Here is a 26,694-nt window from a genome sequence, read left to right as displayed (position 1 = left end):
CGCCGCAAGCTTGCTACCTTCATCGTCACGAGTTCATGGCCCGTACCCGAGCACTCGATCACGAAGCCCAGCGCGACCAGATCCTCGAACTGGCAGCCGCCAAATTCGCGCAAACGAGTTACCCCAGCACGTCGATGGCCGATCTTGCAGCCGCCAGCGGCACGTCGAAAGCCCGCCTCTATCACTATTACGAGAGCAAGGAGGCGATCCTGTTCGACCTCCTCGACCGGTACACGCTGCGGCTCATGCTCATCATCGCGGAGGTCGAAGGCTCGAGTCAGCGTCGCGGTCTGTCCGAGCGCCAGACCTTCGCCGAACTGATCCGGGCATTTCTCGCCGAGTACGAAACCTCGCACAGTCGTCATATCGCATTGCTCAACGACGTGAAATATCTTGTCGACACCCAGCGCGAAGTGATCCTCGATCGGCAGCGCGACGTCGTCGCCGCCTTCGCGCGCCAGTTGTCGCGTGCCTACCCCGAACGGGTCACGAAGGAAAACCAGACGTCCGTCACGATGATGGTCTTCGGCATGATCAATTGGACCTTCACCTGGCTCAAACCCGGCGGCCGTTTGCGCTATGAGGACTTCGCCGCGCAAGTCGTGGACATGCTGGAACACGGTCTCGCGGCACCTGGCGATGCCGCCTGACTTCGCTCGACGCTGCATCGCAGCATTTCAATAGCCCAAGAGCGGCCTTCTCTCGGCGTTGTACCCGAAAAGCAACAAACTTAGCTTACCCTTTAAAATCAATCTGTTGCACGCATCCATCTTTGCCCGTTAGAGCCGTCCCTCGGCAAAAATACGGGTTTTCCCCAGTGTCAAACATGCGTTTCAAGTAGAATTCGCACTGCGGCGCAGCAATGCGCCTGCCAGATACAGGGAGAAGCCTATGAATACGCCCCGCCTCCGCGCTGCCTCGCAGGACCGCAACGATTGGCGCTCGCAAGACAACGGTCATGAACTCGTTCTCGTCCGGGAACTGACGGCCGGCGACCGCGAGCGCCTGCTCGCTCACTTTCTGGCGCTGCAGTCCGACGATCGCCTCCTGCGCTTTGGTCAGGCCGCATCCGATCAGGTCGTTGAAAACTATGTCCGCACGATCGATTTCGAGCGGGACACCGTCTTTGGCGTGTTCGACAGCGCACTCGACGTGGTCGGCGTGGGCCACTTGGCCTACCTTCCCGCCGAGGGCGAAAAACGTACGGCCGAATTCGGCGTTTCCGTGCTCGAGCGCTCGCGCGGCAAAGGTATCGGCACACGGCTTTTCGAGCGCGCGACCATGCGTTGCCGCAACACGCACGTCACCACGCTGTATATGTACTGTCTGTCGCGCAACACGACGATGATGCATATCGCGAAGAAAGCGGGCATGCGCATCGAATACGCTTACGGCAGCGCGGACGCCTATCTGACGCTGCCGCCGGCGGATCAGACCAGCATCCTCTCCGAAATGCTCCACGAACAGGCTGCCGCGTTCGACTACGCGATCAAACGCCAGACGCAGCGCACGACCGAAATCATCGAAGCTCTGCTCCCTACGGACGCGCTCGCGTAACGGCGTCACCGAGCGCTTCAGACGATCGGCAATGCCGTCGTTTCCTTGAAGCTTTCCAGCGCGAAGCTCGTTTTGACATCGACGACGGACGGGTGGTGCAGCAACTGCTCCTGCACGAAGCGCGAAAAATGCACCATGTCCTGCACCTGCACGCGTAACAGGTAGTCCATCTCGCCCGTCATCGCATGGCAGGCGACGACTTCGGGCCAAGCCTGGACCGCGGCGCGAAAGAGTTCCGCGTGCGTCGTTCCCGCCCGTCCTGTCGCGCCCCCGCGTTTTTCCAGACGCACATTCACGTAGGCGAGCAATCCGAGGCCGAGCTTTTGTGCATCGAGCAGCGCGACATAGCCGCGAATCACGCCGGCCTCCTCGAGGCGCCGGATCCGGCGCAAGCACGGGCTCGGCGAGAGATTCACGCGTTCCGCGATGTCCTGATTCGATGCCCGCCCATTTTCCTGAAGAATGGCGAGAATGCGCCGGTCGACCGCATCGAGTTCGATTTGGGCCATTTTCATCGTCCTGAAACGCCATCGTTGGCAGTAAGTTGCGCAATCGTAGTCAGCCGGAGCGCAACTCGCAACATTTTGTCGCACCTCGAGCTATACACTTGCGTTTATCCGTAGGCGTTGCGGCGCGTGTCCAGGTGGGCGCGGACCGCCCATAGGAGACACGCATGCAGTTCCAAACATGGGAGAACCCCGTCGGCACCGACGGTTTCGAATTCATCGAATACACGGCCCCCGATCCCAAAGCGCTCGGCAAACTGTTCGAGCGGCTCGGCTTCACGGCCATCGCGCGGCACCGTCACAAAGACGTGACGCTTTACCGGCAAGGCGGCATCAACTTCATCGTCAACGCGGAGCCCGACTCGTTCGCTCAGCGTTTCGCGCGACTGCATGGGCCGTCGATCTGCGCCATCGCTTTTCGGGTCAAGGATGCGGCCAAGGCGTACCGGCATGCGCTCGAACTGGGCGCCTGGGGTTTCGATAACAAGACGGGGCCGATGGAGTTGAACATCCCCGCCATCAAGGGCGTCGGCGATTCGTTGATCTATTTCGTCGACCGCTGGCGCGGCAAGCACGGTGCGGCCGCCGGCAGCGTCGGCGATATCGATATCTATGACGTCGACTTCGAGCCGATCTCCGGCGCGAATCCGAACCCGGTCGGCCACGGCCTCACCTATATCGACCATCTCACGCATAACGTGCATCGCGGCCGCATGCGCGAATGGGCCGCATTTTACGAGCGGCTCTTCAACTTCCGCGAGGTCCGCTACTTCGACATCGAAGGCAAGGTGACAGGCGTCAAATCGAAAGCGATGACATCGCCGTGCGGCAAGATCCGCATTCCGATCAACGAGGAAGGTTCGGAAACGGCCGGGCAGATCCAGGAGTACCTCGACGCCTATCACGGCGAAGGCATTCAGCACATCGCGCTAGGCACGAACGATATCTATCGTACGGTCGACGGCCTGCGCGAACGGGGCATCCAATTGCTCGATACGGTCGATACCTACTATGAGCTCGTCGAGAAGCGCGTGCCCGGACATGGCGAGCCGCTCGACGAACTGCGCCGCCGCAAGATACTGATCGACGGCGCGAAGGGCGATCTGCTGCTGCAGATCTTCACCGAAAACCAGATCGGCCCGATCTTCTTCGAGATCATTCAGCGCAAGGGCAATCAAGGGTTCGGCGAGGGCAATTTCAAGGCGTTGTTCGAATCGATCGAACTCGATCAGATCCGGCGGGGCGTCGTGGACGACAAGGGCTGATCCGGGGTCACTGGGCGCCCAACAACGAAAAAGGCGGAACGCCCGCAGTAGTGCAAGCGTTCCGCCCTTCCGTGCTCGTCTATTGAAGCGCGTCGAGCCGAGGCGATCTCAGCGACGCGCGGCGAATGCTTCCTCGTCAGGGGACGCTTCCCCCGAGGCATGTTGCTCCGCACCCGCACCGGCCATGCGTACGCTGTGCGACACGGCGGCTGCCAGGCTCCCCGGCGTTTCGGCGCTCGTGGGGCGAACCGGAAGGTTCATGGCGAAAAATGCGGCGGAAACCATCAGAAAGCTCTGAACGTTTCGTTTGTTCATCTGTACTCCTTTTTCTCTTTCGCGCCCGATGCAGCCAGGCGCGAGTCGTTTACGGCACTCGCGTATTCCAGCGAGAACGCAATTAGACCAGGGGCGCCGCCGCGGTTCCATCTTCCATACAGTGCGTTACGTCGGTTACAGACGGATACGGGGTCTCCGTTATGAGATGTCTTTGACGCGTGCTCCGAGGGTTACAGCTGCGTATCGGCGATTTTTGACGTCCTGCGGCGGGTTTCTCCCAGTGCTACCATCTGCAAAAAACCGTCAATATGGCGGCCCCGGCCGACGCGTCCACAAGATGCCGACGCCCACGAAGTTTTGGCGATCCCAAACAGGTTGGAGGAGTCCACATAATGAATGCCCCGCTAGACGCAGGCCAGCGAGCCTCGCTCGAAGCCGCGTTGTCTTCCGTCACGCTCGACGACAAATACACCCTAGAACACGGCCGCGCTTATATGAGCGGCATCCAGGCGCTCGTCAGGCTGCCGATGCTGCAGCAAGCGCGCGATCAGATGGCCGGGCTCAATACAGCGGGATTCATATCCGGCTACCGAGGCTCCCCGCTCGGCGGACTCGACCTCGCGCTCTGGAAAGCCAAGAAGCATCTCGCGAGCCACCGCGTCGTCTTTCAGCCCGGCGTCAACGAAGATCTGGCCGCCACAGCCGTATGGGGTACGCAGCAGGTCAATCTGTACCCGAGCGCCAAATACGACGGCGTCTTCTCCATGTGGTACGGCAAAGGCCCCGGCGTGGATCGCTCGGCCGATGTGCTCAAGCATGGCAATTCGGCGGGTTCTGCGCAACACGGCGGCGTGCTCGTGCTGGCAGGAGACGATCACGCCTGCAAATCCTCGACGCTCGCGCACCAATCCGAACATATCTTCAAGGCATGCGGGTTGCCGGTGCTGTTTCCGTCGAACGTCCAGGAGTACCTCGATTTCGGCTTGCACGGCTGGGCGATGAGCCGTTACTCCGGCTTGTGGGTCGCGATGAAATGCGTGACCGATGTCGTCGAGTCGTCGGCCTCGGTCGATATCGATCCGCAGCGCACGCAAATCGTCTTGCCGGGCGACTTCGTGCTGCCCGAAGGCGGCCTGAACATTCGCTGGCCCGATCCGCCTCTCGTGCAGGAAGCCCGGCTGCTCGATTACAAGTGGTACGCGGCGCTGGCCTATGTGCGCGCGAACAAGCTCGATCGCATCGAAATCGATTCGCCGCAAGCGCGCTTCGGCATCATCACCGGCGGGAAGGCTTATCTCGACACGCGCCAGGCTCTCGTCGATCTCGGACTCGATGACGAAACCTGCTCGCGCATCGGCATTCGGCTCTACAAGGTGGGCTGCGTCTGGCCGCTCGAAGCGCAAGGCGCACATGCGTTCGCGCGAGGATTGCAGGAGATCCTCGTCGTCGAGGAGAAGCGGCAGATTCTCGAGTATGCGATCAAGGAAGAGCTTTACAACTGGCCCGACGGCCAGCGTCCGCGCGTGTTCGGCAAGTTCGACGAGAAAGACGGCGCGGGCGGCGAATGGTCGGTGCCGATGGGCAACTGGCTGCTGCCGGCGCATTACGAACTCTCGCCCGCATTGATTGCGAAGGCGATTGCCACGCGGTTGGAGAAATTCGATCTGCCAGCCGAAGTGCGCGCGCGTATCGGCGCGCGCCTGGCCGTCATCGACGCCAAGGAAAAAGCGCTCGCCAAGCCGCGCGTGGCGATCGAGCGCAAGCCCTGGTTCTGCTCGGGCTGTCCGCACAACACGTCGACGAACGTGCCGGAAGGTTCGCGCGCGATGGCCGGCATCGGCTGCCACTACATGACGGTCTGGATGGACCGCAACACGAGCACGTTCAGCCAGATGGGCGGCGAAGGTGTGGCCTGGACCGGGCAAGCGCCGTTCACGAACGACAACCACGTGTTCGCGAATCTGGGCGATGGCACCTACTTTCATTCAGGACTGCTCGCCATTCGCGCCGCCATCGCGGCCAAAGTCAACATCACCTACAAGATTCTCTACAACGACGCCGTCGCAATGACGGGCGGGCAACCCGTCGACGGGGTGCTGACGGTGCCGCAGATCACGCACCAGCTCGCTGCCGAAGGCGCGGCCAAGATCGTCATCGTCACCGACGAGCCGCAAAAATACGACGGCACGACGCTGCTGGCGCCCGGGGTGACGATCCATCATCGCGATACGCTCGACGCTGTGCAACGCGAGCTACGGGAGATCCCCGGCACGACGATCCTCATCTACGACCAGACCTGTGCGACCGAAAAGCGGCGCCGCCGCAAGAAAGGGCAGTTTCCCGATCCGGCGCGGCGCGTCGTCATCAACGAGGCGGTCTGCGAAGGGTGCGGCGATTGCTCGGTCCAATCGAACTGCCTGTCGGTCGAACCGCTCGAAACGGAGTTCGGCACCAAGCGGCAAATCAATCAGTCGAGCTGCAACAAGGACTTCTCGTGTCTGAAGGGCTTCTGCCCGAGCTTCGTGACCGTGGAAGGCGGGCAGCTACGCAAGCCCAAGCCGCTCGGCGCCGATGCGGGTGAACTGCCCGAGGTGCCCGAACCCGTACTGCCCGAAATCGGGCGTCCCTATGGCGTACTGGTCACGGGTGTAGGCGGGACCGGCGTGGTGACGATCGGCGCGCTCATCGGTATGGCCGCGCATCTCGAACAAAAGGGCGTCACGGTACTCGATGTGACCGGGCTCGCGCAAAAAGGCGGCGCGGTCATGAGTCATGTGCAGATCGCCAATGCGCCCGCGGATATTCATGCCACGCGGATCGCGATGGGCGAAGCCGAACTCGTCATCGGCTGCGATGCGATCGTGACGGCCAGCGACGAATGCACGTCGCGGATGCAGTATGGGCAAACGCGCGTCGTCGTGAACAGCTCGAAAACGCCGACGGCCGACTTCATCAAGAACCCGGACTGGACCTTCCCGGGATCGAGCACCGAGAACGACGTGCGTGCGGCGGCGGGCGACGCCGTCGATTTCGTCGATGCGAACCGTTTCGCCGTCGCGCTGCTTGGCGACGCGATCTACACGAACCCGTTCGTGCTGGGCTATGCGTGGCAGCGCGGCTGGCTGCCACTCTCGCACCGCTCGCTCGTGCGCGCGATCGAGCTCAACGGCGTGCAGGTGGAGAAAAACATCGCGGCGTTCGAGTGGGGCCGCCGTGCGGCCCACGACCCGGCCAGCGTGCAGCAAGGCGCCAACCCGACAGCCGCGCGCGAGACGGCGGGCGCCACCGTGATCTCGCTGCATACGAAAAAGGCCCTCGATGCCCTCATCGCCAAGCGCATCGAGCACCTCACCGCTTATCAAAACGCTGCGTATGCCGAACGTTACCGCTCGCTCGTCGATGCGGTGCGCGCGGGGGAGCGCAACATCGAAGGCGATACCGCCAACGAGCCGCTGACCGAAGCCGTAGCGCGCAACCTTCACAAGCTGATGGCGTACAAGGACGAGTACGAGGTCGCGCGGCTGCAGACGGACCCCGCGTTTATCGCCAAATTGCAGGCCCAGTTCGAAGGCGATTGGAAGCTGAATTTCCACTTGGCCCCGCCGCTTCTCGCGAAGAAGGATGCCAATGGCCGTCTGATCAAGAAGCAATACGGCCCGTGGATGTTGTCGGCGTTCAAGGTGGTGGCCAAGCTGAAGTTCCTGCGCGGCTCGACGCTCGATCCGTTCGGCAAGACCGAAGAGCGCCGCACGGAGCGCGCGCTGATCGGCGAGTACGAGGGGCTCGTGCGCGAGTTGATCGCCGGACTCAACGCCGACAACCGCGCACTCGCGATCGAGCTTGCGAATCTGCCTGACGGGATTCGTGGCTACGGTCACGTGAAGGAGAACAACCTGCGGGCGGTACGCGCGAAGTGGAACGATCTCGCGGCGCGCTGGCGTAAGGGGGATGTGGCGCGGCACGCTGCGTAGCCAAGCACCGCAGCGATTAAAAAAGGCGGCTTCCCTTGCGGGTAGCCGCCTTTTTCATGCGCGCTCTCTCGAGCGCCGGCGTTACTGCACGCGCGCGTTGGCTGCCGCGACCGCCGTCATGTTGATGATCCGGCGCACCGTCGCCGCGGGCGTCAGGATATGGACAGGCTTGGCAGCACCGAGCAGGAACGGGCCGACCGTCACGCCTTCTCCGCCCACCATCTTCAGCAGGTTATAGGTGATGTTGGCCGCCTCGACGTTCGGCATGATGAGCAGGTTCGCCTCGCCGGTCAGCGTCGTACCCGGGAACGATTGTTTGCGGATTGCTTCGGACAGCGCCGCGTCGCCGTGCATTTCGCCGTCCACCTCGAGCTCCGGCGCGCGCGCCGCGATCAACTTGCGCGCCGCCGCCATGCGCTGCGACGATGCCGAGGGCGTGCTGCCGAAGTTCGAGTTCGACAGCAATGCGATCTTCGGCGCGATGCCGAAACGCTCGATCTCGCGGGCCGCAAGGACGGCCATGTCGGCCAGTTGCTCGGCGCTCGGTACCTCGTTGACGTAGGTATCGCAAATGAACAGATTGCGGCCCGGCAGCATCAGCAGGTTCATCGCGGCATAGTGCTCGGCTTGCGCCGCGCGGCCCAACACCTGATCGATGAACTTCAGATGGCTGTGATAGGTGTCGATGAGGCCGCAGATCATGCCGTCGGCGTAACCGAGGTGCACGAGAATCGCACCGATCAGCGTGTTGAACTTGCGCATCGCGGCCTTCGCGACGTCCGGCGTCACGCCTTCGCGCGCGCCGATCTCATGGTAGGCCTGCGAGCACTGCTGATAGCGCGGATCGTCTTCCGGATTGACGATGTCGAAATCGACTCCGCCCTTGAGCTTCGAGCCCATCTTCTTCAGGCGCATTTCAATGACGGCGGGGCGCCCGATGATGATCGGCTTTGCAACGCCTTCCGTCAGCACGAACTGCGCGGCGCGCAGCACGCGCTCGTCCTCGCCTTCCGCGAACACGATGCGTGCGGCCTTTTGCTTGGCCGCCGCAAACACGGGACGCATGACCATCCCGGTTCGGTAGACCGTGGCGCCGAGCTGCTCCCGGTACGCATCCATGTCCTGGATCGGGCGCGTGGCGACCCCCGAATCCATCGCAGCCTGCGCAACCGCCGGCGCGATCTTGATGATCAGGCGCGGATCGAACGGCTTCGGAATCAAATACTCGGGCCCGAATTCGAGCGAATGGCCCTCGTAGGCCTTGGCGACTTCATCGCCCTGGTCCGTCTCCTCGGCCAGCTCCGCGATGGCGCGTACACAGGCGAGCTTCATCTCCTCGGTAATCGTCGTCGCGCCGACATCGAGCGCGCCGCGGAAGATGAACGGAAAGCAGAGAACGTTGTTGACCTGGTTCGGATAGTCCGAGCGGCCCGTGGCGATGATGACGTCGGGGCGCGCGGCCTTCGCGTCCTCGGGACGAATTTCGGGCTCCGGGTTCGCCAGCGCGAGGATCAGCGGCTTCGCGCCCATCTTCTTGACCATGTCGGGCTTGAGCACGCCGGCGCTCGAGCAGCCGAGGAAGACGTCGGCCGATTCGATCGCGTCGTCGAGCGTGCGTGCCTCGGTCTTGGCCGCGTAGCGCTCCTTCGAGGGATCGAGGTTGCCGCGGCCCTGATAGATGACACCCTTCGAATCGACGACGAGGATGTTTTCCCGCGTGAGCCCCAGGTTGACGAGCAGGTCGAGACAGGCAATGGCCGCGGCGCCCGCGCCCGAGCAGACGAGCTTCACGCGCGACAGCTCCTTGCCGACGACCTTCAGACCGTTCAGGATGGCCGCGGACGCAATGATGGCGGTGCCGTGCTGGTCGTCATGAAAGACCGGAATCTTCATGCGCTCGCGCAGCTTCTTCTCGATATAGAAGCACTCTGGCGCCTTGATGTCTTCGAGGTTGATGCCGCCGAGCGTCGGCTCGAGCATCGCAATGGCCTCGACGAGCTTGTCCGGGTCCGACTCGGCGAGTTCGATGTCGAAGACATCGATGCCCGCGAATTTCTTGAAGAGGCACCCCTTGCCTTCCATCACCGGCTTGGCCGCGAGCGGGCCGATATTGCCGAGTCCGAGCACGGCCGTGCCGTTGGTCACGACACCGACGAGATTGCCGCGCGAGGTGTACTTTTGCGCGTCGAGCGGATCCGCGTGAATCGCTTCGCACGCGGCAGCGACACCGGGGGAGTAGGCGAGCGAGAGATCGAGCTGGTTCGACAGCGGCTTGGTCGGCGTCACCGAAATCTTGCCGGGCCGGGGATTCTGATGATACGAGAGGGCGCTTTGCTTCAGTTGTTCGTCCATGATTGACCTGCAAGACGTAATGAATATGGCCCGCGCGCGCCGAAGGGCTCCCGCCGGAAGACGAGGGCCCGGACGCCGTCGGCCGGCACGGTGAACGCCCGCGGCGCCATGGTTGCACGCCGCCCGCGCGCCGGCAGCGTTTGCGGGGGTGCTAGTGTACACCTCCCCGGCGGGCCGGCCGGCACGCTCCCCAACTCGGGTAAAATACGCCCCCTGTGCGCGCACGAGCGCGCCGCCGGCTCTTTCGGGCTGCTTCCCGGGCCATTGCGCCCGCCGCGGCCCCTCTCCCCAAGGACTCGCCCATGACAGGCTTCGATCGCCAAACGATCTCCGATACGACCGCCAAGATGCTGCTCGAAGTGCAGGCGGTGCACTTCAATGCCGAAAAACCGTTCATCTTCACGTCCGGCTGGGCCAGCCCGGTATATATCGACTGCCGCAAGCTGATCTCGTATCCGCGCGTGCGCCGCGGCTTGATGGAGATGGCGGAAGCGACGATTCTGCGCGACGTCGGCTACGAGCAGATCGACGCTGTCGCGGGCGGCGAAACCGCCGGCATCCCGTTCGCGGCGTGGATCGCCGACCGCATGATGCTGCCGATGCAGTACGTGCGCAAAAAGCCCAAGGGGTTCGGGCGCAATGCGCAGATCGAAGGGCTGCTCGAGGAAGGATCGCGCGTGCTGCTCGTCGAAGATCTCACGACGGACAGCCGCAGCAAGATCAACTTCATCAACGCGCTCCGCACGGCCGGCGCACGCGTGAACCACTGCTTCGTCCTCTTTCACTACAACATCTTCAAGGAAAGCGTGTCGGTGCTCAAAGACATCGACGTGGACCTGCACGCGCTCGCCACGTGGTGGGACGTGTTGCGTGTGGCGAAGGCGTCGGGCTACTTCGAAGCGAAAACGCTCGATGAAGTCGAGAAGTTCCTGCACGCGCCGGCCGAATGGTCCGCCGCGCACGGTGGCGCAACGGCCGCACCGCAGTAAGCCGAAGCAAACCGCCGTTCGGTGCACTGAGCGCGGCGAACCCGGTTGACAAACGCCCGTCTTCGCGACGGGCGTTTGTCATTGCGCCGACGATAGATGGCTCAGCCCGGCCGACTGCGCGTACTGGAAGAGCTCCGAATCCCGCGCGAGGCCGAGCTTGCGCAGTGCCGCTGTCTTCTGCGTGCTGACTGTCTTGATGCTGCGGTTGAGCCGCTCAGCGATCTCTTTCATAGTCATGCCGCCCGCGAACAGACGCACGACCTCGAGTTCGCGCGGCGAGAGGGGGGCCTGCTCGCCACGCCCGCCCCCGGCGTTCATCGCCTCGAGCGCCGCGCGCACGGTCGGGCCCGCGTAAGGAAGGCCGCGCGCCACATGGCGAACCGCCAAGCCGATGTGAGACAAGTCGTCGGCCTTGCTCACGATGGCGACGACGCCGAGTTCGCCGAGCCGCCGAATCAGCGCGGCGTTCTCGAGCATCGTCAGGACGACGACCGGCAGCGCCGGAAAATGCCGCCGCAAATAGCCGATGAGCGGCAGCCCGTCGCCATGGCAGCCGCCCGGCATCGCCAGATCGGTGACGAGCGCGTCGCACGGGACTTGCGCCAACGTCTTGACGAGATCGGTGGACTGGCGCACCTCGGCCACGACGTCGATATCGGGGAAGCGCGCGAGCGCATGCCGCGCACCGAGCAAAATGACCGGATGATCGTCGGCCATGACGACGCGGATGCGCGCCCCGGGTGCGGGCGCGCTCGTATGCGCCGACGGGGACGGTTCGATAAGCTCGTTCTCGTTCATGAATCCGGATGTCGTGGAGGGGATCGCCGGTGCCGGGCAGACTCCGCGCGAAAGCCGCCGCGCGGCGTGTTGCCCGCGCGACAGCCCGCTACGGCAGGGAGCCCAAATGTTAGACTCGATTCCGGCCCGGAAGACCGGTTCGGGCCATTAATCACCGCTACGGACGCGCGGTCTTGCGACTCCCGGGGAGAAACGGCTCATGCTCAAGCGATGCTCGGTCATTGCATCGGTGTGGTTTCGATTTCGATTTCGGTTTCTGCTCCGCGCGCGGGGAGGGGTCGCGGCGCTCGCCTGGGCGGCGCTCGGTCTCGCAGGGTGCGGCATCCCCGCCGCATGGGCCGACAGCACTTTCACGGTGACGAGCAAGGATTTGCCGCCCGGCGAGCCGCTCGGCAACGCGTTCGTCTACGACAAGAACGGCTGCCACGGGTTGAACCGCTCGCCGCAGTTGCAGTGGAGCGGCGAGCCGCCGGGCACCCGGAGCTTCGCGGTCACGATGGTCGACATCGACGCACCGGGGCTGGGCTGGTGGCACTGGGCCGTTACCGGTATCCCCGCGAGCGTTCACGCGCTGCCGACGCAGGCGAGCGGCTCGGACCGGCTCAAGCAAATGGGTGCGATCGAGGCGCGCAACGACTATGAAGATGCTTCCGGCTACGGCGGCCCCTGCCCGCCTCCTGGCAAACCGCACCGCTATGTCGTCACCGTCTATGCGCTGAACACGGTCGATTTGCGGCTCGCCGCCGGCCGGCCCGCACTGATGTTCGAGCACGAGATCGGTACGGCGACGCTCGCAAAGGCCCGCATCACGGTAACGTACGGCCGCTGAGCCCAGCATTCGCGCCGACCGCCTCGAAATTGCCCGGCTTTCACGCCAAGGCCGTAAAATCACGGTTTGGGCGCGCGGCAGCGCCGTCTATGTCAATCCGGTGAAACCAGCGAGATCGAAATGAGCACCAAAGTTTTTGTCGATGGGCAGGAAGGCACGACTGGCCTGAAGATTTACGAGTACCTGTCGCGACGTGCCGATATCGAAATCCTGCGGATCGACGAGGCCAAGCGCAAGGACATCGACGAACGTCGCCGGCTCATCAACGCATCCGATGTCACGTTCCTCTGCTTGCCCGATGTCGCCTCGCGCGAATCGGTCGGCCTCGTCGATAACGACAAGACGGTGGTCATCGACGCCAGTACGGCGTTTCGCACGCATGCCGATTGGGCGTACGGCCTGCCCGAACTCACGCGTACGCAGCGCGAGCGGATTCGTCGCGCCAAGCGCGTTGCCGTGCCGGGTTGCCATGCTTCGGCGTTCGTGCTCGCCATGCGGCCGCTCGTCGAGGCAGGCGTCGTCACACCCGCGTTCACGGCGCATGCGTATTCGATCACCGGGTACAGCGGCGGCGGCAAGAAGATGATCGCCGAGTACGAGGCCAGCCCGCCCGCTGCGAAGCTCGCGAGCCCGCGTCCGTATGCCCTCGCGCTCGGTCACAAGCACCTGCCCGAAATGACCGTGCACGGCGGGCTCCAGGCGACGCCTGTTTTCACGCCGATCGTCGGCAATTTCTATAAGGGCCTCGCCGTCACGACGTCGTTCTCGGCTGCCGAACTCGGCAAACGCGTCACGCCGCGCGACGTGCAAGCACTCTATGCCGAGTACTACGCGGGCGAAGCGTTCGTGCGCGTCGCGCCGTTCGACGCCGAGGACAACCTCGATGCCGGCTTTTTCGACGTACAAGCCTCCAACGAGACGAACCGCGTCGACCTCTTCGTGTTCGGCAACGAGGAACGCTTCGTGACCGTGGCGCGGCTCGACAATCTCGGCAAAGGCGCTTCAGGCGCGGCGATCCAATGTATGAACCTGTGTATCGGTGCAGCCGAAGATTCGGGTCTCGCCCGCTGATTTGCTAGCGCAATTGCTTTTCAGATTGCTTCCGGTAAAGCCGGCCTCCAATGGCCGGCTTTATCTTTTGCGCGCCGCCGTAATTGGAAAGGTCAACGTCAGACTAGCCGGCAAGGCGTAACTTTCGTAACCAAAGTTTGCAAATCTCCACCAAGCCGAATTAAACCAAAGCCGGCGCGCCTCGGGAATCTCCGTATTTTCATCGTCATTGTTCCGAGCCTTGCGGCATCCGCGCGCCGCCTCGCTCCGGCTTGCGTCACTTCATGCGCCACTTCATGTGCCGTGCCAATGTTGCGCGATCGATTCAGCGCTTGAAACGCTGTTTCGTTCCAATTCGTCCGAACGAGGCCGCCCCGTATTAGTTGACGGCCGGCGCGGCCGTTTGAATTAGCTTTTTTAGACGCCTTTATCAATTGACAGAAAAAAAATGCACGGCGACATTACGCCGCATAACGAGATCAGGGAGACAAAGGCATGCAAACTGCCATTTCAAGGGGCTTGCTGTCGGTACTCGTCAGCATTCCCCTCGTTTCAGCTTGCTCGGGCGGCTCGAGCAGCTCCGCATCCGCCTCGGGCGCATCCCAGTGCTCCGGTGCCAGTTGCGGCATTCAGGGCGCACCGACATCGGCCGCGATCCAGCCGCTTTGCCCAACCGAAGCGAGCATCGCTCAGAACACCTATCTTGGCGGCGCCGGCAGCGGTGAGATCGTCAGCCTGAAGATCGATCCGACTTCGATGAGCTATACGCTCAAGTGGCTCGAATCCCCGATTCCGCTGACGGCAGGGCAAGTCACGCCGACACGCGCCGGCGCGACGATCACGGGTGCCGTCACCCATCGCACGGATTTGCCGAGCGCGGAGCAAAACCGCTGCGCGTTCGTCCTGCAACCGGGCAACGGGACCGCGAGCGACGGTTCCGCTTATGCGACGACCGGCAGTTTCAATGCGAGTAATCCACCGACGATCTTCGTGGGCTACGGCGTGGCAGGCGGCGGCATCCCGGGCGCGGAGGTGCAGTACCCGGGCATCTTGGGCCTCTTCTCGGTGCCCGACCGCAAGTTCGACTTCTATCCGTTCATCGGTTTTGCCGATGTCGATACGAACCTGGCCGACCTCAAAGGCACCTACAACGGGCTCGTCTATCACCTGCAGCCTTCGGACAACTACCGCGCCGTGGGCACGAATACCACGGAGACGTTCGACGCGAGCGGTAATTGCACGTCGAGCGCGGGCAGTTGCACGACGACGGGTGGCACCTGGGCGGCCGCCAGCGCGGGCAGCTACTTCACGAGCGGCAACCCGCCGCGCATCGTCGGCGGCGCGACGCTCGGCAGCGGCGCGCACGCCAACATGGTGCTCGCCAGGTTCAACGGCGCGCTCGTTCCCATCGTCGTGCGAACGGGTTACGCGAACCCCGGCACGTTGACCGTCGACGACGAGTCCGGCATCGCGATGCTGGCTGCGGCCGGCAACATCGCATCCGGCACGCTCGACGGCGGCTTCGTCGGCGCCGATTCGAACTTCAAATACACGGCCACGTTGATCCAGGGCACGTCGGGCAAGTTCGTCGATCCCCCCACGAGCACGGCCGAAAGCACGTTCACGCTCGACTATCCGTCCTCGAATCAGGGGCTCCTCAGTGTGCAGGACAGCGCCGGCAACGCGGGCTTCGCGATCGCCACGGGCTTCTCGCCGAGCTCCACGGTGGGTGGCCTGTTCGCGATTCTGCTGCAGGGCACGGAAAACGGCGGCATCGCTGCGTCGTCGTCGATCGTAGGGCAGACGACGAGCTCGACGCCCTATTTCGGCATCGGCGCGTTCGCGGGCGCGCACTGAGTGCAACGCGCGGCGCTTCGAACCGTCATTCGAATCGGCCAACGTCTACGAGGAGGCAAGCAACCCGTATCAGTCAGCACGACGAACGAAGAGGCGCGCCGACAGGGAGCCGGCCGCCCGATAACGATAAACGAAGTACAAGGAGGAACGGTTATGAGCTGGAAAGCCCTTTTGGCGCTGGCGGCAGCGCTCGTCCTGGCCGGATGCGGGGGCGGCGGAGGCGGCGGTTCGCCCGCCCCGGTCGTCGACCGGCTTTGCCCCGCATCGCTCGACTACAACACCGTCTTCACGGGCGGCGGCGGCGATGGCGAACTCGTGCAAATGCGCATCGATACGACCAAGATGACCTGGCAGGTCAACTATGTCGAGTCGCCCGTTCCACAAACCACCGGCACCGCCACGCCGACGCGTGCGGGTACTCAACAGTCGGGCACGTTGACACAGGAAACGTTGCTGCCGACGGCCAAGCAGAACCAGTGCGCGTTCTATCTGAACGGCGCGAGCCTCGATCCCAACCGGCCCGCGCGCATCTTCGTGGGCGAAGGCGTACTCGGCGGCACGATCCCGGGCAAGGAGCTGCAATACAACGGGATGGCCGGCGTCGGCGCGATTGCCGATACGACGTTCCCCTACTACCCGTTCATCGGCTTTTCCTCGCTCGAGACCAATCTCGCGAATGTGGCCGGGACCTATAACCAGCTCGGCTTTCATGAGGTGCCTTCGCAGAACTTCCTGCAGGTGGCGGTCGACACGAAGATCACGCTCAACGCGAACGGTACCTGGACCGAATGCGACAACACCGGCGTCAATGCCGGCAAGTGCCAGCAGCCCGGTGCGAACTGGGTACTGTCGTCCGACGGCAGCGGGGCATTCGAAACCGACAACTTCCAGGGGCAGGCCAAGCCCACGCTCGCCAGTTCCCCGCAAGGCAAAGGCTTCATGATCGTGGGCAAGCTGCGCGGCCAGCTCGTACCGATCCTCATTCGCACCGGCTACGCCAATCCGAATCTGCTCGTCGCGGACGACGAATCGGGCATTTCGATCCTCGCGCCGCAATCGAAGATTGCCGTGAATGCGGAGGACGGGCAGTACATCGGCGTCGACAGCCAGTTCGACTACCGCGCGACGGCACTGATCGGCACACAGGCCACGATGCTCGATCCATATCACCCGTCGCAGGCATCGCTCGCCACGGCGTTGAACCTCGACTTTGCACAAAGCGTCCCCGGCGTCGTGACGTCGACCAAAGTGGGCGCGTCCTCGGCGAGCGGCAAGCTGATCTTCACGGGCGGCGTGTTCGGTTATCTCGACCAATCCGATGCATCGTCGCCCTACTTCACGATCAACGCATTCGTGCAGTTGCCGACGCAGTAGCGCACCGCAGTAACGAATCGGGCACCCGCCGCGCCCGAAGCCGCCGACGAGCGGCCGGCGCGGCACATAACAAACGCTGCACAGGGAGAGTCAACGATGAAAAAGATCCATGCCGCGGCCTGGGCCGCTTCCGCGCTCTGCGTTTCGGGCGCCGCTTACGGCCAGCACGCCGGCGAGAACGTCGTCTCGCTCGGCTGGTTCCACATCATGCCGCAGGACTCCAGCACGCCGCTCACGACCTCTGTGTCGCCCCAGCCGATCGATACTCCGCTGCGTCTGCCGAGTTCGTTCACGTCGTCGGGCAGCGGCTTGTCCACGAACAACGCCGATACGGCCGGTCTCGTCATCAGCCATTTCTTCACCGATCACATCGCGCTGACGACGGTGGCAGGCGTGCCGCCGACGTTCAAGATGTACGGCCACGGCAAGGTGGTGCCGCCCGGCCCGTCCGCTGCGCTGGGCACGGTCAATCTCGACGATCCCTCCAACGAGCCGATCGTCAAAAGCGTGCGCCAGTGGAGCCCGGCCGTCCTGCTTCAGTATTACTTCGCCTCCGCGACGGCACGCTTCAGACCGTTCGTCGGCGTCGGCGTCTCATACAACTGGTTCTCCGATATCCAGCTCAATCCGAACTTCGTGACGTCGACGCAGAACAATCTGGGCGCCGTATTGGCTGCCGGCGCGAACAAGCCCGGCGTGACGAAAGTCGAAGCCAAGGCTTCGTCTTCGTGGGCACCCGTCTTCAATGTGGGCGGCGCGTACAGCTTTTCGAAGCACTGGGGGGTGACGGCATCGCTGACTTACATCCCGCTGAAGACTAAATCGTCCGTCATCGTCAAGGCTGCGGACGGTTCGGTGCTCGGCGTGACGCAGGGCGACTTGAAGGCGAATCCGCTCATCACGTACGTGGCGCTGTCCTACAAGTTTTGATCGAGGGCGGGCGCTAGCCCGAGCCATTCTCAGGCCCGATGTTCATGCCTAATGTCAATCAGCGATTTCTGCACTACCGCCTGAGGGGGATGGCTCGATTCAGCGTTTCACGGCCGATGCCGCGGCAGGGTGCCAAGGGCCGGGGCAGGCAGCGAGACACGCGTTTGCCCGCCACAGGCAAAAAAAAGCCCGCCAAGTTGGCGGGCTGAATCCATATCAGAGGAGACATGGAGGAGACAGTTCCAACTCTAGCAAACCGCTTGGTGCGTCGCAACACGATGCCGTAATCGAAATGGGTTTCGTTGCGCATATACAACATTCATACAAGTGTCATCGAAAGCAGAAAGTTCAACTGATCCGCGCCGACGGGTTTCACCCAGTGCACGTCGTATCCGGCCGCCATTGCCATCTCGCGGTATTGAGGCTGCCCCCATCCGGTCAACGCGATCAGCAAAAGCGGCCGCTTACCGGCGATTTGGCGCAAGCTGCGCGCGATTGCCAGATCTTCGCGCTGCGGCGTGCCGATATCGACGAACGCTGCGTCGGGCAACTGTTCGCGGGCGATCGAAAGCGCCTCGGCCGCGTCACGCGCCGGCTGCGCTTCGTATCCCATGCTCTCGATCAGGTAAGCGAGGCCCGAGAGCGCACCGGCATCGCGATCCACGATCAGGACGCGCTTGCGCTCGGCCTCGGGCGGCACGTCGACAAGCTCACGCTGCGGCAGCTCGCGCGTGCCCGGCAGTTGGCCCGGGGCTGACCCGGTCGATCGAGAGTCCGATTTCATTGTCTCGTCATCCTTGGCTCCCCGGTAGGGGGACCCGATAGCGACGTCTTCTGATTCGTCGGCGCAATCGCCGCGGGAGGTGGACGTACGACGCGCCCCACTCCGAGATCCGTATTCATCTTCAGCGCCCAGTTAAAAATAGAGCTTTTTTCGGCGCGCGGACAAAGTTTTTTTCCGCCATTCGTTAGACGCGCCACGTTGGCGTCGTTTCATACGCAACCGACGATGCCGACCGGCATCGCACCCTTGTTTCGTGCGGCTCACCGACGAAGCACGTCGAAGCGTCGAACGTAGTCGCGCTCGCCCGTCTCGCCGGTGGGTCGTCTCCGGTGTGCTACCGCCATGCATGCATTGGACACGCAAGCCGCGTGCAAGGTCTCTATATTGTTCACACCATTACGCTACCTTCCGGCACGGTCGTGCCTGAATATGTCGCGTCGTCGGGCCCGGTGTTCGGCGTCGCATGGGTGGGACCCACGTTGCCCGACCTGAGGGCGACGCCCGGCGATGCGTTCGATCGCTACGTCAGCGCGAGCGCGGCACGACGTACGCGAGCAGCTTCATCGACAGTGGCTCGACGGGCCTCTTTTTCGCGACTAACCAGATATCCCCGTGCGCGAGCCCCAACAGCGACTGTTACTGCCCTGCCTCCACCACGCAGCTCTTAGCGATCAATCGCGGCGCGAACGGCGTGACGAGTGCGGTCACGTTCAGTGTCGGCAATGCGAGCAACATCGCCCAGAACCGTGCGGGCGCGGCCGCGCTGCCTTTGCTCGCGGGTCCCGCTTTCGTGGGCTCCGCCGTGTTCGACTGGGGGTTGCCGTTCTTTTACGGCCGCAATGTCTATGCGGCCATCGAACAGCACAGCACACCCGGCGGCGTCGGGCCGTACTTCGCTTACTGAGGCTGCGACGATTCGGCGCGCCCACGCGAGCCGGAACGCGGGCGCGGTGCGGATTTCGTTTCGGGCTCTGCAAGCGACGCCGGGAGCGGCTTCGCGCCCCGGAGCTGCGGTGCCGCTGCCATCACGTCGATCAATGCATCGCGCAGCAGCGAAACCGGCCGCATGAGCCGTCCCGGCAAACTGCCGTGCAACAGCCAGACGTTCAGGGTGCCTTCGAAGTCCTCGACATCGAGCGGCTGCAATTGCTCGCAATACGGACTGGCGGCCAGCACCCCCGGCGTCACGACGCCGAGCCCCACGCCGCGCGCAACGAGCGAGAGTTGCAAATCCGAGCCGAATGCTTCGACCGCGACCTCGAACGGCAGACCCGACGCGCGCAGCGCCCGGCTCAGCGTCGAGCGCATGCCGCAGCCGTCCTGATTCAGCACCCATGGATGATGCGACAACTCCTCGAGCGTGGCGCGCGGTCGGCTGCCGCGGCCCGGCCGCGAACGGGCCACCTCGAACGAGCGTGGCGCGACGATGAGCGTGGGCTGCACGGCCAGCAGCGTCGCATTCAACGTGTCGGGCATCGCAAATGCGCCCGGCATCATGACGACCGCCGCATCGACCTCCGCGCGCTGCACGCGCTCGACGAGCGCCGGCGACCACGCCGCCGTCACCCGCAGCGTGAGCTTCGCAAATGCGCTGCGCAGCCGATCGATCGGCGCCTCGAGCGCAAGCTCCGAGAGAAAGGGCGGTACACCGATCCGCAGTTCGCCGGCCGGCTCGCTGTCAGGTGCGGCGACCGCGAGCAGATCGTCGACCGAGCGCAGCACCGCACGCGCCAGCGCATAGACTTCGCGGCCAGCGCCAGTCGGCTTGAGGGGTTTGCTGAGCCGGTCGAGCAGCGGCACGCCCAGCGTGGTCTCGAGGTTCTGAATCCGGCGCGTGAGCCCGGGCTGCGTCAGATGCAGTTGGGCGGCGGCACGGACCATCGATCCGTTATCGACCACGGCCACGAAAGCTTGCAGATCGCGTGTATTCAAAACAACTCCGCATAATCAATATCGACATATTTCAATTGTCGCATAACACCGGGCATCCTACGATGGCGACTCGATCGTCATTTCAAGGATTCGCCAGCATGGATGGGCCCACCGATCTCACCGATCTTTACGACGCTTGCGCGCTGCGGCCCACGCCCGCCGCAAGCGAACCGCCGCAGGCGCTGAGCGCACCGCTGACTCTGCTGTTCGCTTTCGCGGTCGGCGTCATCGTCATGAACCTCTTCGCGGCTCAACCGTTGATCGCGCCGATCGCTCAGTCGCTTGGGCTGCCGCCCGGTCTCACCGGTGCGATCTCGATGCTGCCGCAACTCGGATACGCGCTCGGGCTCGTTCTACTCGTCCCGCTGACCGATCTTCTCGAGAACCGCCGCCTGATCGTGCGCACGCTCGCGGTCTGTGCGGCGCTGCTCGCCGTGGCGATGTTCGCGCATTCGGGGACTGTCTTTCTCGCCGCGATCTTTCTGGCGGGCGCAACCTCATGCGTCATTCAAATGCTGGTGCCGATGGCGGCTTCCATGGCGCACGAAACGCATCGCGGCCGAGCCGTCGGCAACGTCATGAGCGGACTCATGCTCGGCATACTGCTCTCGCGGCCGCTGGCCAGCGTGGGTGCGGCGATGATCGGTTGGCGCGCGTTCTACGGCGTCGCCGCCGCCGCTGACGCGGTGTTGGCGCTGGTCCTCGCATCGCTGTTGCCGAAGCGCACCCCCGCCGCCGTTGCGCACTACGGCGCGCTGCTGCGCTCGCTACTGACGCTGCTTTTGACCGAACGGGTCTTGCGGCGGCGCTCGCTTTCGGCCGCGCTGGGGATGGGGGCGTTCAGCGCGTTCTGGACCGGTATCGGTCTCAGGCTCACGCATGCGCCGTTCGGACTGAACCTTTACGAGATCGGGGTGTTCGCCCTCGCTGGCGCTGCCGGCGTGGTGGCGACACCGCTTGCCGGTTACGCTGGGGACCGGCGCGCCGGGCGTCTGGCGCTGCGCATCGGTCACTCGAGCATGCTCGCGGCGTGGATCGCGAGCGGCATTGCAGGTGCGGGATGGTTCGGGTTCGCGGCCGATGCGCACCGTGCCTTGGCGTTGGGGCTCTTGGTGGCGGGCGCGGCGACGCTCGATGCCGGCGTCGTGACGGATCAGACGCTGGGCCGCCGCGCGATCAATCTCATGAACCCGGCCGCGCGCGGCAGACTCAACGGGCTGTTCGTCGGCATCTTCTTCGTCGGAGGCGCGCTTGGCGCGTCGCTCGCGGGTATGGCGTGGGCGTGGGCGGGCTGGAGCGGAGTCTGCATCGTGGGCCTTGCGTTTGCCGCCGCTGCGTTCGCACTCGGTCTCTTGCCCCAGCGGGGCGAGACCGAATGAATGCGGCATCGAACCGCGCCGATGTCAGTGCCTGACGAGTGCCATCATGGCGCCGAAGCCGACGAAAACACCGCCCGTCAGCCGGTTGAACACCTTGGTGACGCGCTCGCTGCGCAGCGTCGCGCCAATGCGCAAACCGAAGGCCGCATAGACGAGGTACCAGCTGACCTCGATGACGGCGAACGTCGCGACGAGCACGCCGAACTGCGGCAGCGTGGGCTTGCTCGCGTCGATGAATTGCGGCAGCAGCGCCGCGGCAAAGAGGATCGCCTTCGGGTTGCTGCTCGCCACGAGAAAGCCGTTGCGATAGAGCGCGGGAAGCGAGCGCACCGGTGGCGCCGTCCGAAGCGACTCGCGCGCGTCAGCGGCCGGCGCCTGCGGCGCGCTGCGCCATGCCTTCACGCCGAGATAGACGAGATAGCCCGCACCGAGCAGGCGCAACGCATCGAACATCGCCGGCCACGCTTGCAGGAAAACACCGAGGCCCGCCGCCGAGACGGCGAGCATGAGCACGAGCGCCGACAGGCACCCGGCCATCGTGGCGCTGGCGCGGCGCAGGCCATGCTGGGCGCTCGAGGTCATGACGAGCAACATGTTCGGCCCGGGAATGGCCGACACCACGAACACCGTGGCCACGAAAAGCCACCAGGTATGAAGACTCATGACGGCAGAGCTCCTTGAAGGGGATGGCGGATGAACAAGCCGATGCACCGAAACGCGATTATCTGCCGCATGAAGCGCGCACGCCCGGCACGGTCGCACCGAATCCCACCGTGACGGTTGGCGCCCCTCACGTCGCGGCCGGGGAGGTGCGATACTGCTGCGATGTCGCCTGTTACCGCCACGTTCCGGTTTTACGAGGAACTGAACGATTTTCTCGCGCCTTCCCAGCGCCGGCGCGAATTCAGCTGCGCCTGCGCGCGCGCCGCCACGGCCAAGCACATGATCGAAGCACTGGGCGTCCCCCACACGGAGGTCGAACTGATTCTCGTCAACGGAGAATCGGTTGCATTCGACCATGTGCTTCAAGATGGCGACCGGGTAGCGGTCTATCCGAAATTCGAGGCGTTCGATATCACGCCGCTGCTGCGTCTGCGACCCGAGCCGCTGCGGACCATCCGTTTCGTCGCCGACGCTCATCTGGGCGGGCTCGCCCAGTTGCTGCGCCTCGCGGGGTTCGACACGCTTTACGACAACCATTTCGCCGACGACGAGATCGAGACGCTCGCACTGGCCGAGGCACGCATCGTCCTGTCGCGCGACCGCGAGCTTCTGAAGCGTCGCACCATCACGCATGGCTGCTACGTCCGCGCGCTCAAACCCGAGGCGCAGTTGCGCGAACTTTACCGCCGCCTGGACCTTGCCCGGAGCACGCGCGCTTTTCGGCTTTGCCTGACGTGCAACGCCCCGCTGCGGCCCATCGACAAGGAAGCGGTTCGCGAGCGGGTACCGGACGGCGTGTTCGAGCGGCAGACACGGTTCGCGACCTGCGATGTATGCCGGCGCGTCTTCTGGGAAGGTTCGCATTGGAAGCGCATGCGTACACTCGTCGATTCGGTCATGACCGAAGGAAGTGGCGGCGCCGCCGACGGTCCGATGGTCGATAGTCAGCACAACTAACGAACAGCTGTTGCCCCACCGCAACGGCCTCCAGCGAAACCATCTCTTGCAGCGGTACCGGTGCGCGAAAACACCCATTCCCGGCACGGTTCGTGTTGACTCATCTCAAAATGAGCCACTAAAATGCAACTAATTTCACAAGTGGGGCATATGCCTTGGACAGTTGCAGTAGTCGACCTTCGAACGGTTTTTCTGCCTGAGCGGCACGACGCCACGCGCTGATTCCTTCCATTAGCCGCCGTCTCGCCTCCCAGGCGGACGGTGCGCATCGCAGTATTCCGTAGCAGTTTTTCTCCGCGCATCGATTCGAATGGCCTTTTCGCGCCGTCGGGTTGCGCGCGCTCGCTTTCGCGCGAACGCATGCCACCGACGGGCCGGACCGGGCGTGTCCGCAGGCGTCCAAGCGCTATGCCTTTTTTGCTTTTTCAAGCAGGACCCGGCATGACCGCGGAGAAAACAATCATGTCCACACCCGCACAAGTCACTACTACGCGCAGCGCCGCCCTCGATGACGCCCATGTCGGCGATATCCGGGGCGCTTTTGGCACGATCGCGCACCACGATACGGCGCCGCGCCGCAACTGGGCCGCGCGCATTCGGACGCTGCTCGCCATCCTCGGCCCCGGCCTCATCGTGATGGTCGGCGACAACGATGCGGGCGCCTTCGGCATCTACACCCAGGCCGGACAAAACTACGGCACGGCGCTGTTATGGACGCTCGCCCTGCTCGTCCCGGTGCTCTACGTCAATCAGGAGATGGTGCTGCGCCTCGGCGCCGTGACCGGCGTAGGCCACGCACGGCTCATCTTCGAGCGGTTCGGCAAGTTCTGGGGCGCCTTCAGCGTCATCGACCTGTTCCTGCTCAATGCGCTCACGATCGTCACCGAGTTCATCGGCATCACGTTCGCGCTCGATTTTCTCGGCATCTCGAAGTTCGTCGGCGTCGGCATTGCCGCGCTGTTGACGATGGTCGCGGTCGGCACCGGCGATTTTCGGCGCTTCGAGCGGTTCGCCATCGTCCTTTGCGTGGGGAGCCTGCTGCTCGTGCCGGTGCTGGTATCCATCCATCCGCCGATCCACGTGATCGCACGCGATTTCGCCGTGCCGCGCTGGCCCGCTCACGCGCGGCTCGCCGATGTGATGCTGCTCGTGATCGGCATCGTCGGCACCACGGTGGCACCGTGGCAGCTGTTCTTTCAGCAGAGCTACGTGATCGACAAGCGCATTACGCCCCGCTTCATGAAGTATGAAAAGGTCGATCTCTGGATCGGAATCGCGCTCGTCGTGATCGGCGCGGTGGCGATGATGGCGTTCACCGCGGCGCTCTTCTCGGGCCGCCCCGAAGCCGGCCAATTCACCGATGCGCGCGGCGTCATCGACGGGCTGCACCAATACGTGGGCCGCATGCCGGCGACGATTTTCGCGGTCGCCCTGCTCGATGCCTCGATCATCGGCGCGGCCGCCGTCTCGCTTTCGACCGCCTACGCGATCGGCGATGTATTCGGCATTCGCCATTCGCTGCACCGGAGCGTGGCCGACGCCAAGGGCTTTTATCTCGTCTATTTCGGCATCGTCGTGCTGGCCGCCGCACTCGTGCTGATGCCCGGCAGCCCGCTCGGCCTGTTGACCGAGGCCGTTCAAACGCTGGCCGGTGTCCTGCTGCCGAGCGCCACCGTGTTCCTGCTGCTGCTTTGCAACGACCGTGCGGTACTGGGCCCCTGGGTCAACTCGGGGCGGCTCAACTTTTTCACCGGCAGCGTGGTCGCGGCACTCGTCGTGCTGTCGATCATATTGACAGCGGCCACGGTCTATCCGGATCTCTCCGGCGAGACGATCGTTGCCATGTTGATTGCGGGCGCGTCGGCCTCGGCTCTCGGCTACGCCATCATTCGGTTCATGCAGCGCCGCGAGAATATCGGCCAGCAGCAGGCCAACGACGACGGCGATGCCGTGGTCGCGCGCGAGCAATGGCGGATGCCGCCGCTCGACACGCTTCCCGCGCCGCGGCTCAGCTTCTCGACGCGTGTCTGGATGGGCGCCCTGCGCGGCTATCTCGCGATTGCGGTCGGTCTCGTCATCGTCAAAGTCGTGCAAATGGCGTTGCACTGACGAGTGAGAAAGAACCTGCCGCACGGGGCAGGTTCTTTCGCGTCAGGACGTCGATTCGTCTTTGGCGTCATAGCGACCGAGCGATGCCGCCGAATTCAAGCGTGCACGTTTGGACAGCGCTCGTTGAGCCTCGGACACGTTCGCGGCCTGCCCGCGCCAGATTTTCAGCGGCGGCTCCTGCAATGCGCGGCCATACGAAAAGCTGAGCGGCCAAGGGCGGCGGCCTGTGCGGTTGATGGCGTCGAGATGGGCGGTCGCCTCCTCGGGCGATTGCCCGCCCGAGAGGAAGAAAATGCCCGCGACGGCCGGCGGCACCGTGCGGCCGAGCACGGTCACGGTTTGCGAGGCCGCCTCGGCCACGCTCGCCGGGCTCGGGTGCTCCTTGCCGGCCACGACCATACTCGGCTTGAGCAGCATGTGCTCGAGCACCACCGCGTGTCGGTGCAGCGCATGAAACACCTCGTGGAAAACCGCCTCGGACACCTGGGCGCAGCGCTCGATCGAATGCGCTCCGTCCATCAGCACTTCCGGTTCGACGATGGGCACCACCCCTGCTTCCTGGCAAATCGCGGCGTACCGTGCCAGCGCATCGGCATTCGCGGCGATTGCAAGCCGGCTCGGCAGGCAATCCGAAACGTTATAGACGGCTCGCCATTTCGCGAAACGCGCGCCCTGCGCCTTGTATCGTTCGAGCCGTTCGCCGAGCCCGTCGAGGCCCTGGGTGATTTCGTCGCCGCTCGCATGGGCCAGCGGGATTTTTCCCTTGTCGACCTTGATGCCGGGCACGACGCCCTGGCGCGCCGCCAGCTGCGGCAGCGGTTCGCCATCGTCGGCGCATTGGCCGAGCGTTTCCTCGTAAAGGATGACACCGCTCACGTATTCGCCGAGCCCCGGTGTAGCCAGCAAGAGGGTCCTCCAGGCACGACGGTTCTCTTCAGTGGATTCGACATTGATGCTCTTGAAGCGCTTCGCTATCGTCGGTCCGCTTTCGTCAGCGGCGAGAAGACCTTTTCCGGACTGCGTGAGCGCCTCGACGGTGCGCTGCAATTCGCTGCTTTGTGTGTTCATCTCCGATTCCTCCGCGAAAGCCGAGACCCCCGAGTTTGCTCGGCCGCC

21 protein-coding genes and 2 pseudogenes are annotated in these 26,694 nt (G+C 64.0%); 15 read left to right on the top strand and 8 right to left on the bottom strand.

Going from position 1 to position 26,694, the window contains the following annotated elements:
• Positions 1-35: 35 nt before the first annotated feature.
• Together ACR9ZC_RS08295 and ACR9ZC_RS08290 are read left to right on the top strand one after the other, a co-directional pair.
• Positions 36-650 carry a TetR/AcrR family transcriptional regulator gene (locus tag ACR9ZC_RS08295; protein ID WP_481579949.1) on the top strand — a complete coding sequence of 205 codons (615 nt, stop codon included), beginning with the start codon at positions 36-38 and terminating at the stop codon, positions 648-650.
• A gap of 241 nt (positions 651-891) precedes the next feature.
• The gene (locus ACR9ZC_RS08290; RefSeq protein WP_331571943.1) at positions 892-1,557 is read left to right on the top strand and encodes a GNAT family N-acetyltransferase; all 666 of its coding nucleotides are present in this window, start codon (positions 892-894) and stop codon (positions 1,555-1,557) included.
• Positions 1,558-1,574: 17 nt separating this feature from the next.
• Here ACR9ZC_RS08290 and ACR9ZC_RS08285 read toward each other — a convergent pair whose 3' ends face one another.
• Positions 1,575-2,066 (bottom strand): Lrp/AsnC family transcriptional regulator, encoded by a 492-nt coding sequence (locus tag ACR9ZC_RS08285; protein WP_481582624.1) that lies wholly within the window; start codon positions 2,064-2,066, stop codon positions 1,575-1,577.
• Between the two features lie 164 nt (positions 2,067-2,230).
• Here ACR9ZC_RS08285 and hppD point away from each other — a divergent pair, with 164 nt between their 5' ends.
• Positions 2,231-3,328 carry a 4-hydroxyphenylpyruvate dioxygenase gene (gene hppD, locus ACR9ZC_RS08280; RefSeq protein ID WP_481579948.1) on the top strand — a complete coding sequence of 366 codons (1,098 nt, stop codon included), beginning with the start codon at positions 2,231-2,233 and terminating at the stop codon, positions 3,326-3,328.
• Between the two features lie 108 nt (positions 3,329-3,436).
• Here the strand turns inward: hppD and ACR9ZC_RS08275 are convergent, their stop codons facing one another.
• Positions 3,437-3,643, bottom strand: a complete 207-nt coding sequence (locus tag ACR9ZC_RS08275; protein ID WP_481579947.1) for a hypothetical protein — start codon at positions 3,641-3,643, stop codon at positions 3,437-3,439.
• Between the two features lie 353 nt (positions 3,644-3,996).
• Here ACR9ZC_RS08275 and ACR9ZC_RS08270 point away from each other — a divergent pair, with 353 nt between their 5' ends.
• A complete protein-coding gene (locus tag ACR9ZC_RS08270) occupies positions 3,997-7,575 on the top strand; it encodes an indolepyruvate ferredoxin oxidoreductase family protein (RefSeq protein ID WP_481579946.1) in 3,579 nt (1,192 codons plus the stop codon).
• An 81-nt stretch (positions 7,576-7,656) separates the two neighbouring features.
• On the opposite strand, the gene ACR9ZC_RS08265 is transcribed toward ACR9ZC_RS08270, so the two are convergent.
• On the bottom strand, positions 7,657-9,927 hold the full coding sequence (locus tag ACR9ZC_RS08265; protein ID WP_481579945.1) for an NADP-dependent malic enzyme: 2,271 nt from the start codon (positions 9,925-9,927) through the stop codon (positions 7,657-7,659).
• A 302-nt stretch (positions 9,928-10,229) separates the two neighbouring features.
• On the opposite strand from ACR9ZC_RS08265, the gene ACR9ZC_RS08260 reads away from it, so the two are divergent.
• Positions 10,230-10,916, top strand: coding sequence for an orotate phosphoribosyltransferase (locus tag ACR9ZC_RS08260; RefSeq protein WP_173259619.1), 687 nt, complete (start codon positions 10,230-10,232; stop codon positions 10,914-10,916).
• A gap of 78 nt (positions 10,917-10,994) precedes the next feature.
• Here ACR9ZC_RS08260 and ACR9ZC_RS08255 read toward each other — a convergent pair whose 3' ends face one another.
• The gene (locus ACR9ZC_RS08255; RefSeq protein ID WP_481582623.1) at positions 10,995-11,633 is read right to left on the bottom strand and encodes a response regulator; all 639 of its coding nucleotides are present in this window, start codon (positions 11,631-11,633) and stop codon (positions 10,995-10,997) included.
• 280 nt (positions 11,634-11,913) lie between these two features.
• Here ACR9ZC_RS08255 and ACR9ZC_RS08250 point away from each other — a divergent pair, with 280 nt between their 5' ends.
• The 5 genes from ACR9ZC_RS08250 to ACR9ZC_RS08230 all read left to right on the top strand — a co-directional run bounded on the left by ACR9ZC_RS08250 (position 11,914) and on the right by ACR9ZC_RS08230 (position 17,754).
• Positions 11,914-12,543: a YbhB/YbcL family Raf kinase inhibitor-like protein gene (locus ACR9ZC_RS08250; protein WP_481579944.1), complete on the top strand. Its 630-nt coding sequence runs from the start codon at positions 11,914-11,916 to the stop codon at positions 12,541-12,543.
• 120 nt (positions 12,544-12,663) lie between these two features.
• Entirely contained in the window at positions 12,664-13,614 is a 951-nt protein-coding gene (gene argC / locus ACR9ZC_RS08245) for an N-acetyl-gamma-glutamyl-phosphate reductase (RefSeq protein WP_481579943.1), read from the top strand.
• Positions 13,615-14,088: 474 nt separating this feature from the next.
• Complete coding sequence (locus ACR9ZC_RS08240) at positions 14,089-15,450, top strand: DUF2957 domain-containing protein (RefSeq protein WP_481579942.1); 1,362 nt, start codon at positions 14,089-14,091, stop codon at positions 15,448-15,450.
• A 153-nt stretch (positions 15,451-15,603) separates the two neighbouring features.
• Complete coding sequence (locus tag ACR9ZC_RS08235) at positions 15,604-16,824, top strand: DUF2957 domain-containing protein (protein WP_481579941.1); 1,221 nt, start codon at positions 15,604-15,606, stop codon at positions 16,822-16,824.
• Between the two features lie 96 nt (positions 16,825-16,920).
• On the top strand, positions 16,921-17,754 hold the full coding sequence (locus ACR9ZC_RS08230) for an OmpW/AlkL family protein (protein WP_331571925.1): 834 nt from the start codon (positions 16,921-16,923) through the stop codon (positions 17,752-17,754).
• A 319-nt stretch (positions 17,755-18,073) separates the two neighbouring features.
• On the opposite strand, the gene ACR9ZC_RS08225 is transcribed toward ACR9ZC_RS08230, so the two are convergent.
• Positions 18,074-18,538 carry a response regulator gene (locus ACR9ZC_RS08225; protein ID WP_481579940.1) on the bottom strand — a complete coding sequence of 155 codons (465 nt, stop codon included), beginning with the start codon at positions 18,536-18,538 and terminating at the stop codon, positions 18,074-18,076.
• A 377-nt stretch (positions 18,539-18,915) separates the two neighbouring features.
• On the opposite strand from ACR9ZC_RS08225, the pseudogene ACR9ZC_RS08220 reads away from it, so the two are divergent.
• Both ACR9ZC_RS08220 and ACR9ZC_RS08215 read left to right on the top strand, forming a co-directional pair.
• Positions 18,916-19,086 (top strand): annotated as a pseudogene (locus tag ACR9ZC_RS08220) (DUF2844 domain-containing protein); the annotation flags it as partial.
• Positions 19,071-19,442, top strand: a pseudogene (locus ACR9ZC_RS08215) (DUF3443 family protein); the annotation flags it as partial. The pseudogenes ACR9ZC_RS08220 and ACR9ZC_RS08215, both read left to right, overlap by 16 nt.
• Here ACR9ZC_RS08215 and ACR9ZC_RS08210 read toward each other — a convergent pair.
• The gene (locus ACR9ZC_RS08210) at positions 19,436-20,470 is read right to left on the bottom strand and encodes a LysR family transcriptional regulator (protein ID WP_481579939.1); all 1,035 of its coding nucleotides are present in this window, start codon (positions 20,468-20,470) and stop codon (positions 19,436-19,438) included. The pseudogene ACR9ZC_RS08215 and the gene ACR9ZC_RS08210 sit on opposite strands and share 7 nt — an antisense overlap.
• Before the next feature lie 98 nt (positions 20,471-20,568).
• Between ACR9ZC_RS08210 and ACR9ZC_RS08205 the strand changes: the two genes are divergently transcribed.
• The gene (locus ACR9ZC_RS08205; RefSeq protein ID WP_481579938.1) at positions 20,569-21,849 is read left to right on the top strand and encodes an MFS transporter; all 1,281 of its coding nucleotides are present in this window, start codon (positions 20,569-20,571) and stop codon (positions 21,847-21,849) included.
• A gap of 24 nt (positions 21,850-21,873) precedes the next feature.
• On the opposite strand, the gene ACR9ZC_RS08200 is transcribed toward ACR9ZC_RS08205, so the two are convergent.
• Positions 21,874-22,512 carry a LysE family translocator gene (locus tag ACR9ZC_RS08200; RefSeq protein ID WP_481579937.1) on the bottom strand — a complete coding sequence of 213 codons (639 nt, stop codon included), beginning with the start codon at positions 22,510-22,512 and terminating at the stop codon, positions 21,874-21,876.
• Between the two features lie 162 nt (positions 22,513-22,674).
• Here ACR9ZC_RS08200 and ACR9ZC_RS08195 point away from each other — a divergent pair, with 162 nt between their 5' ends.
• Both ACR9ZC_RS08195 and ACR9ZC_RS08190 read left to right on the top strand, forming a co-directional pair.
• Entirely contained in the window at positions 22,675-23,469 is a 795-nt protein-coding gene (locus tag ACR9ZC_RS08195; protein ID WP_481579936.1) for a Mut7-C RNAse domain-containing protein, read from the top strand.
• A gap of 462 nt (positions 23,470-23,931) precedes the next feature.
• Entirely contained in the window at positions 23,932-25,578 is a 1,647-nt protein-coding gene (locus ACR9ZC_RS08190; protein ID WP_481579935.1) for an NRAMP family divalent metal transporter, read from the top strand.
• A gap of 42 nt (positions 25,579-25,620) precedes the next feature.
• Here the strand turns inward: ACR9ZC_RS08190 and ACR9ZC_RS08185 are convergent, their stop codons facing one another.
• A complete protein-coding gene (locus ACR9ZC_RS08185; protein ID WP_481579934.1) occupies positions 25,621-26,646 on the bottom strand; it encodes a class I fructose-bisphosphate aldolase in 1,026 nt (341 codons plus the stop codon).
• Positions 26,647-26,694: the final 48 nt, after the last annotated feature.

This window comes from Trinickia sp. HAY1-2D (assembly GCF_056754935.1).
This window is presented reverse-complemented; position numbering and strand designations above follow the sequence as displayed.

Coding starts and splice junctions, on each gene's coding strand:
- ACR9ZC_RS08200 (WP_481579937.1), bottom strand. CDS start 22,512: ATGAGTCTTCATACCTGGTGGCTTTTCGTGGCCACGGTGTTCGTGGTG.
- ACR9ZC_RS08295 (WP_481579949.1), top strand. CDS start 36: ATGGCCCGTACCCGAGCACTCGATCACGAAGCCCAGCGCGACCAGATC.
- ACR9ZC_RS08260 (WP_173259619.1), top strand. CDS start 10,230: ATGACAGGCTTCGATCGCCAAACGATCTCCGATACGACCGCCAAGATG.
- ACR9ZC_RS08270 (WP_481579946.1), top strand. CDS start 3,997: ATGAATGCCCCGCTAGACGCAGGCCAGCGAGCCTCGCTCGAAGCCGCG.
- ACR9ZC_RS08205 (WP_481579938.1), top strand. CDS start 20,569: ATGGATGGGCCCACCGATCTCACCGATCTTTACGACGCTTGCGCGCTG.
- ACR9ZC_RS08230 (WP_331571925.1), top strand. CDS start 16,921: ATGAAAAAGATCCATGCCGCGGCCTGGGCCGCTTCCGCGCTCTGCGTT.
- ACR9ZC_RS08255 (WP_481582623.1), bottom strand. CDS start 11,633: ATGGCCGACGATCATCCGGTCATTTTGCTCGGTGCGCGGCATGCGCTC.
- ACR9ZC_RS08190 (WP_481579935.1), top strand. CDS start 23,932: ATGTCCACACCCGCACAAGTCACTACTACGCGCAGCGCCGCCCTCGAT.
- hppD (WP_481579948.1), top strand. CDS start 2,231: ATGCAGTTCCAAACATGGGAGAACCCCGTCGGCACCGACGGTTTCGAA.
- ACR9ZC_RS08185 (WP_481579934.1), bottom strand. CDS start 26,646: ATGAACACACAAAGCAGCGAATTGCAGCGCACCGTCGAGGCGCTCACG.
- ACR9ZC_RS08285 (WP_481582624.1), bottom strand. CDS start 2,066: ATGGCCCAAATCGAACTCGATGCGGTCGACCGGCGCATTCTCGCCATT.
- ACR9ZC_RS08235 (WP_481579941.1), top strand. CDS start 15,604: ATGAGCTGGAAAGCCCTTTTGGCGCTGGCGGCAGCGCTCGTCCTGGCC.
- ACR9ZC_RS08265 (WP_481579945.1), bottom strand. CDS start 9,927: ATGGACGAACAACTGAAGCAAAGCGCCCTCTCGTATCATCAGAATCCC.
- ACR9ZC_RS08195 (WP_481579936.1), top strand. CDS start 22,675: ATGTCGCCTGTTACCGCCACGTTCCGGTTTTACGAGGAACTGAACGAT.
- ACR9ZC_RS08290 (WP_331571943.1), top strand. CDS start 892: ATGAATACGCCCCGCCTCCGCGCTGCCTCGCAGGACCGCAACGATTGG.
- ACR9ZC_RS08225 (WP_481579940.1), bottom strand. CDS start 18,538: ATGAAATCGGACTCTCGATCGACCGGGTCAGCCCCGGGCCAACTGCCG.
- argC (WP_481579943.1), top strand. CDS start 12,664: ATGAGCACCAAAGTTTTTGTCGATGGGCAGGAAGGCACGACTGGCCTG.
- ACR9ZC_RS08240 (WP_481579942.1), top strand. CDS start 14,089: ATGCAAACTGCCATTTCAAGGGGCTTGCTGTCGGTACTCGTCAGCATT.
- ACR9ZC_RS08250 (WP_481579944.1), top strand. CDS start 11,914: ATGCTCAAGCGATGCTCGGTCATTGCATCGGTGTGGTTTCGATTTCGA.
- ACR9ZC_RS08275 (WP_481579947.1), bottom strand. CDS start 3,643: ATGAACAAACGAAACGTTCAGAGCTTTCTGATGGTTTCCGCCGCATTT.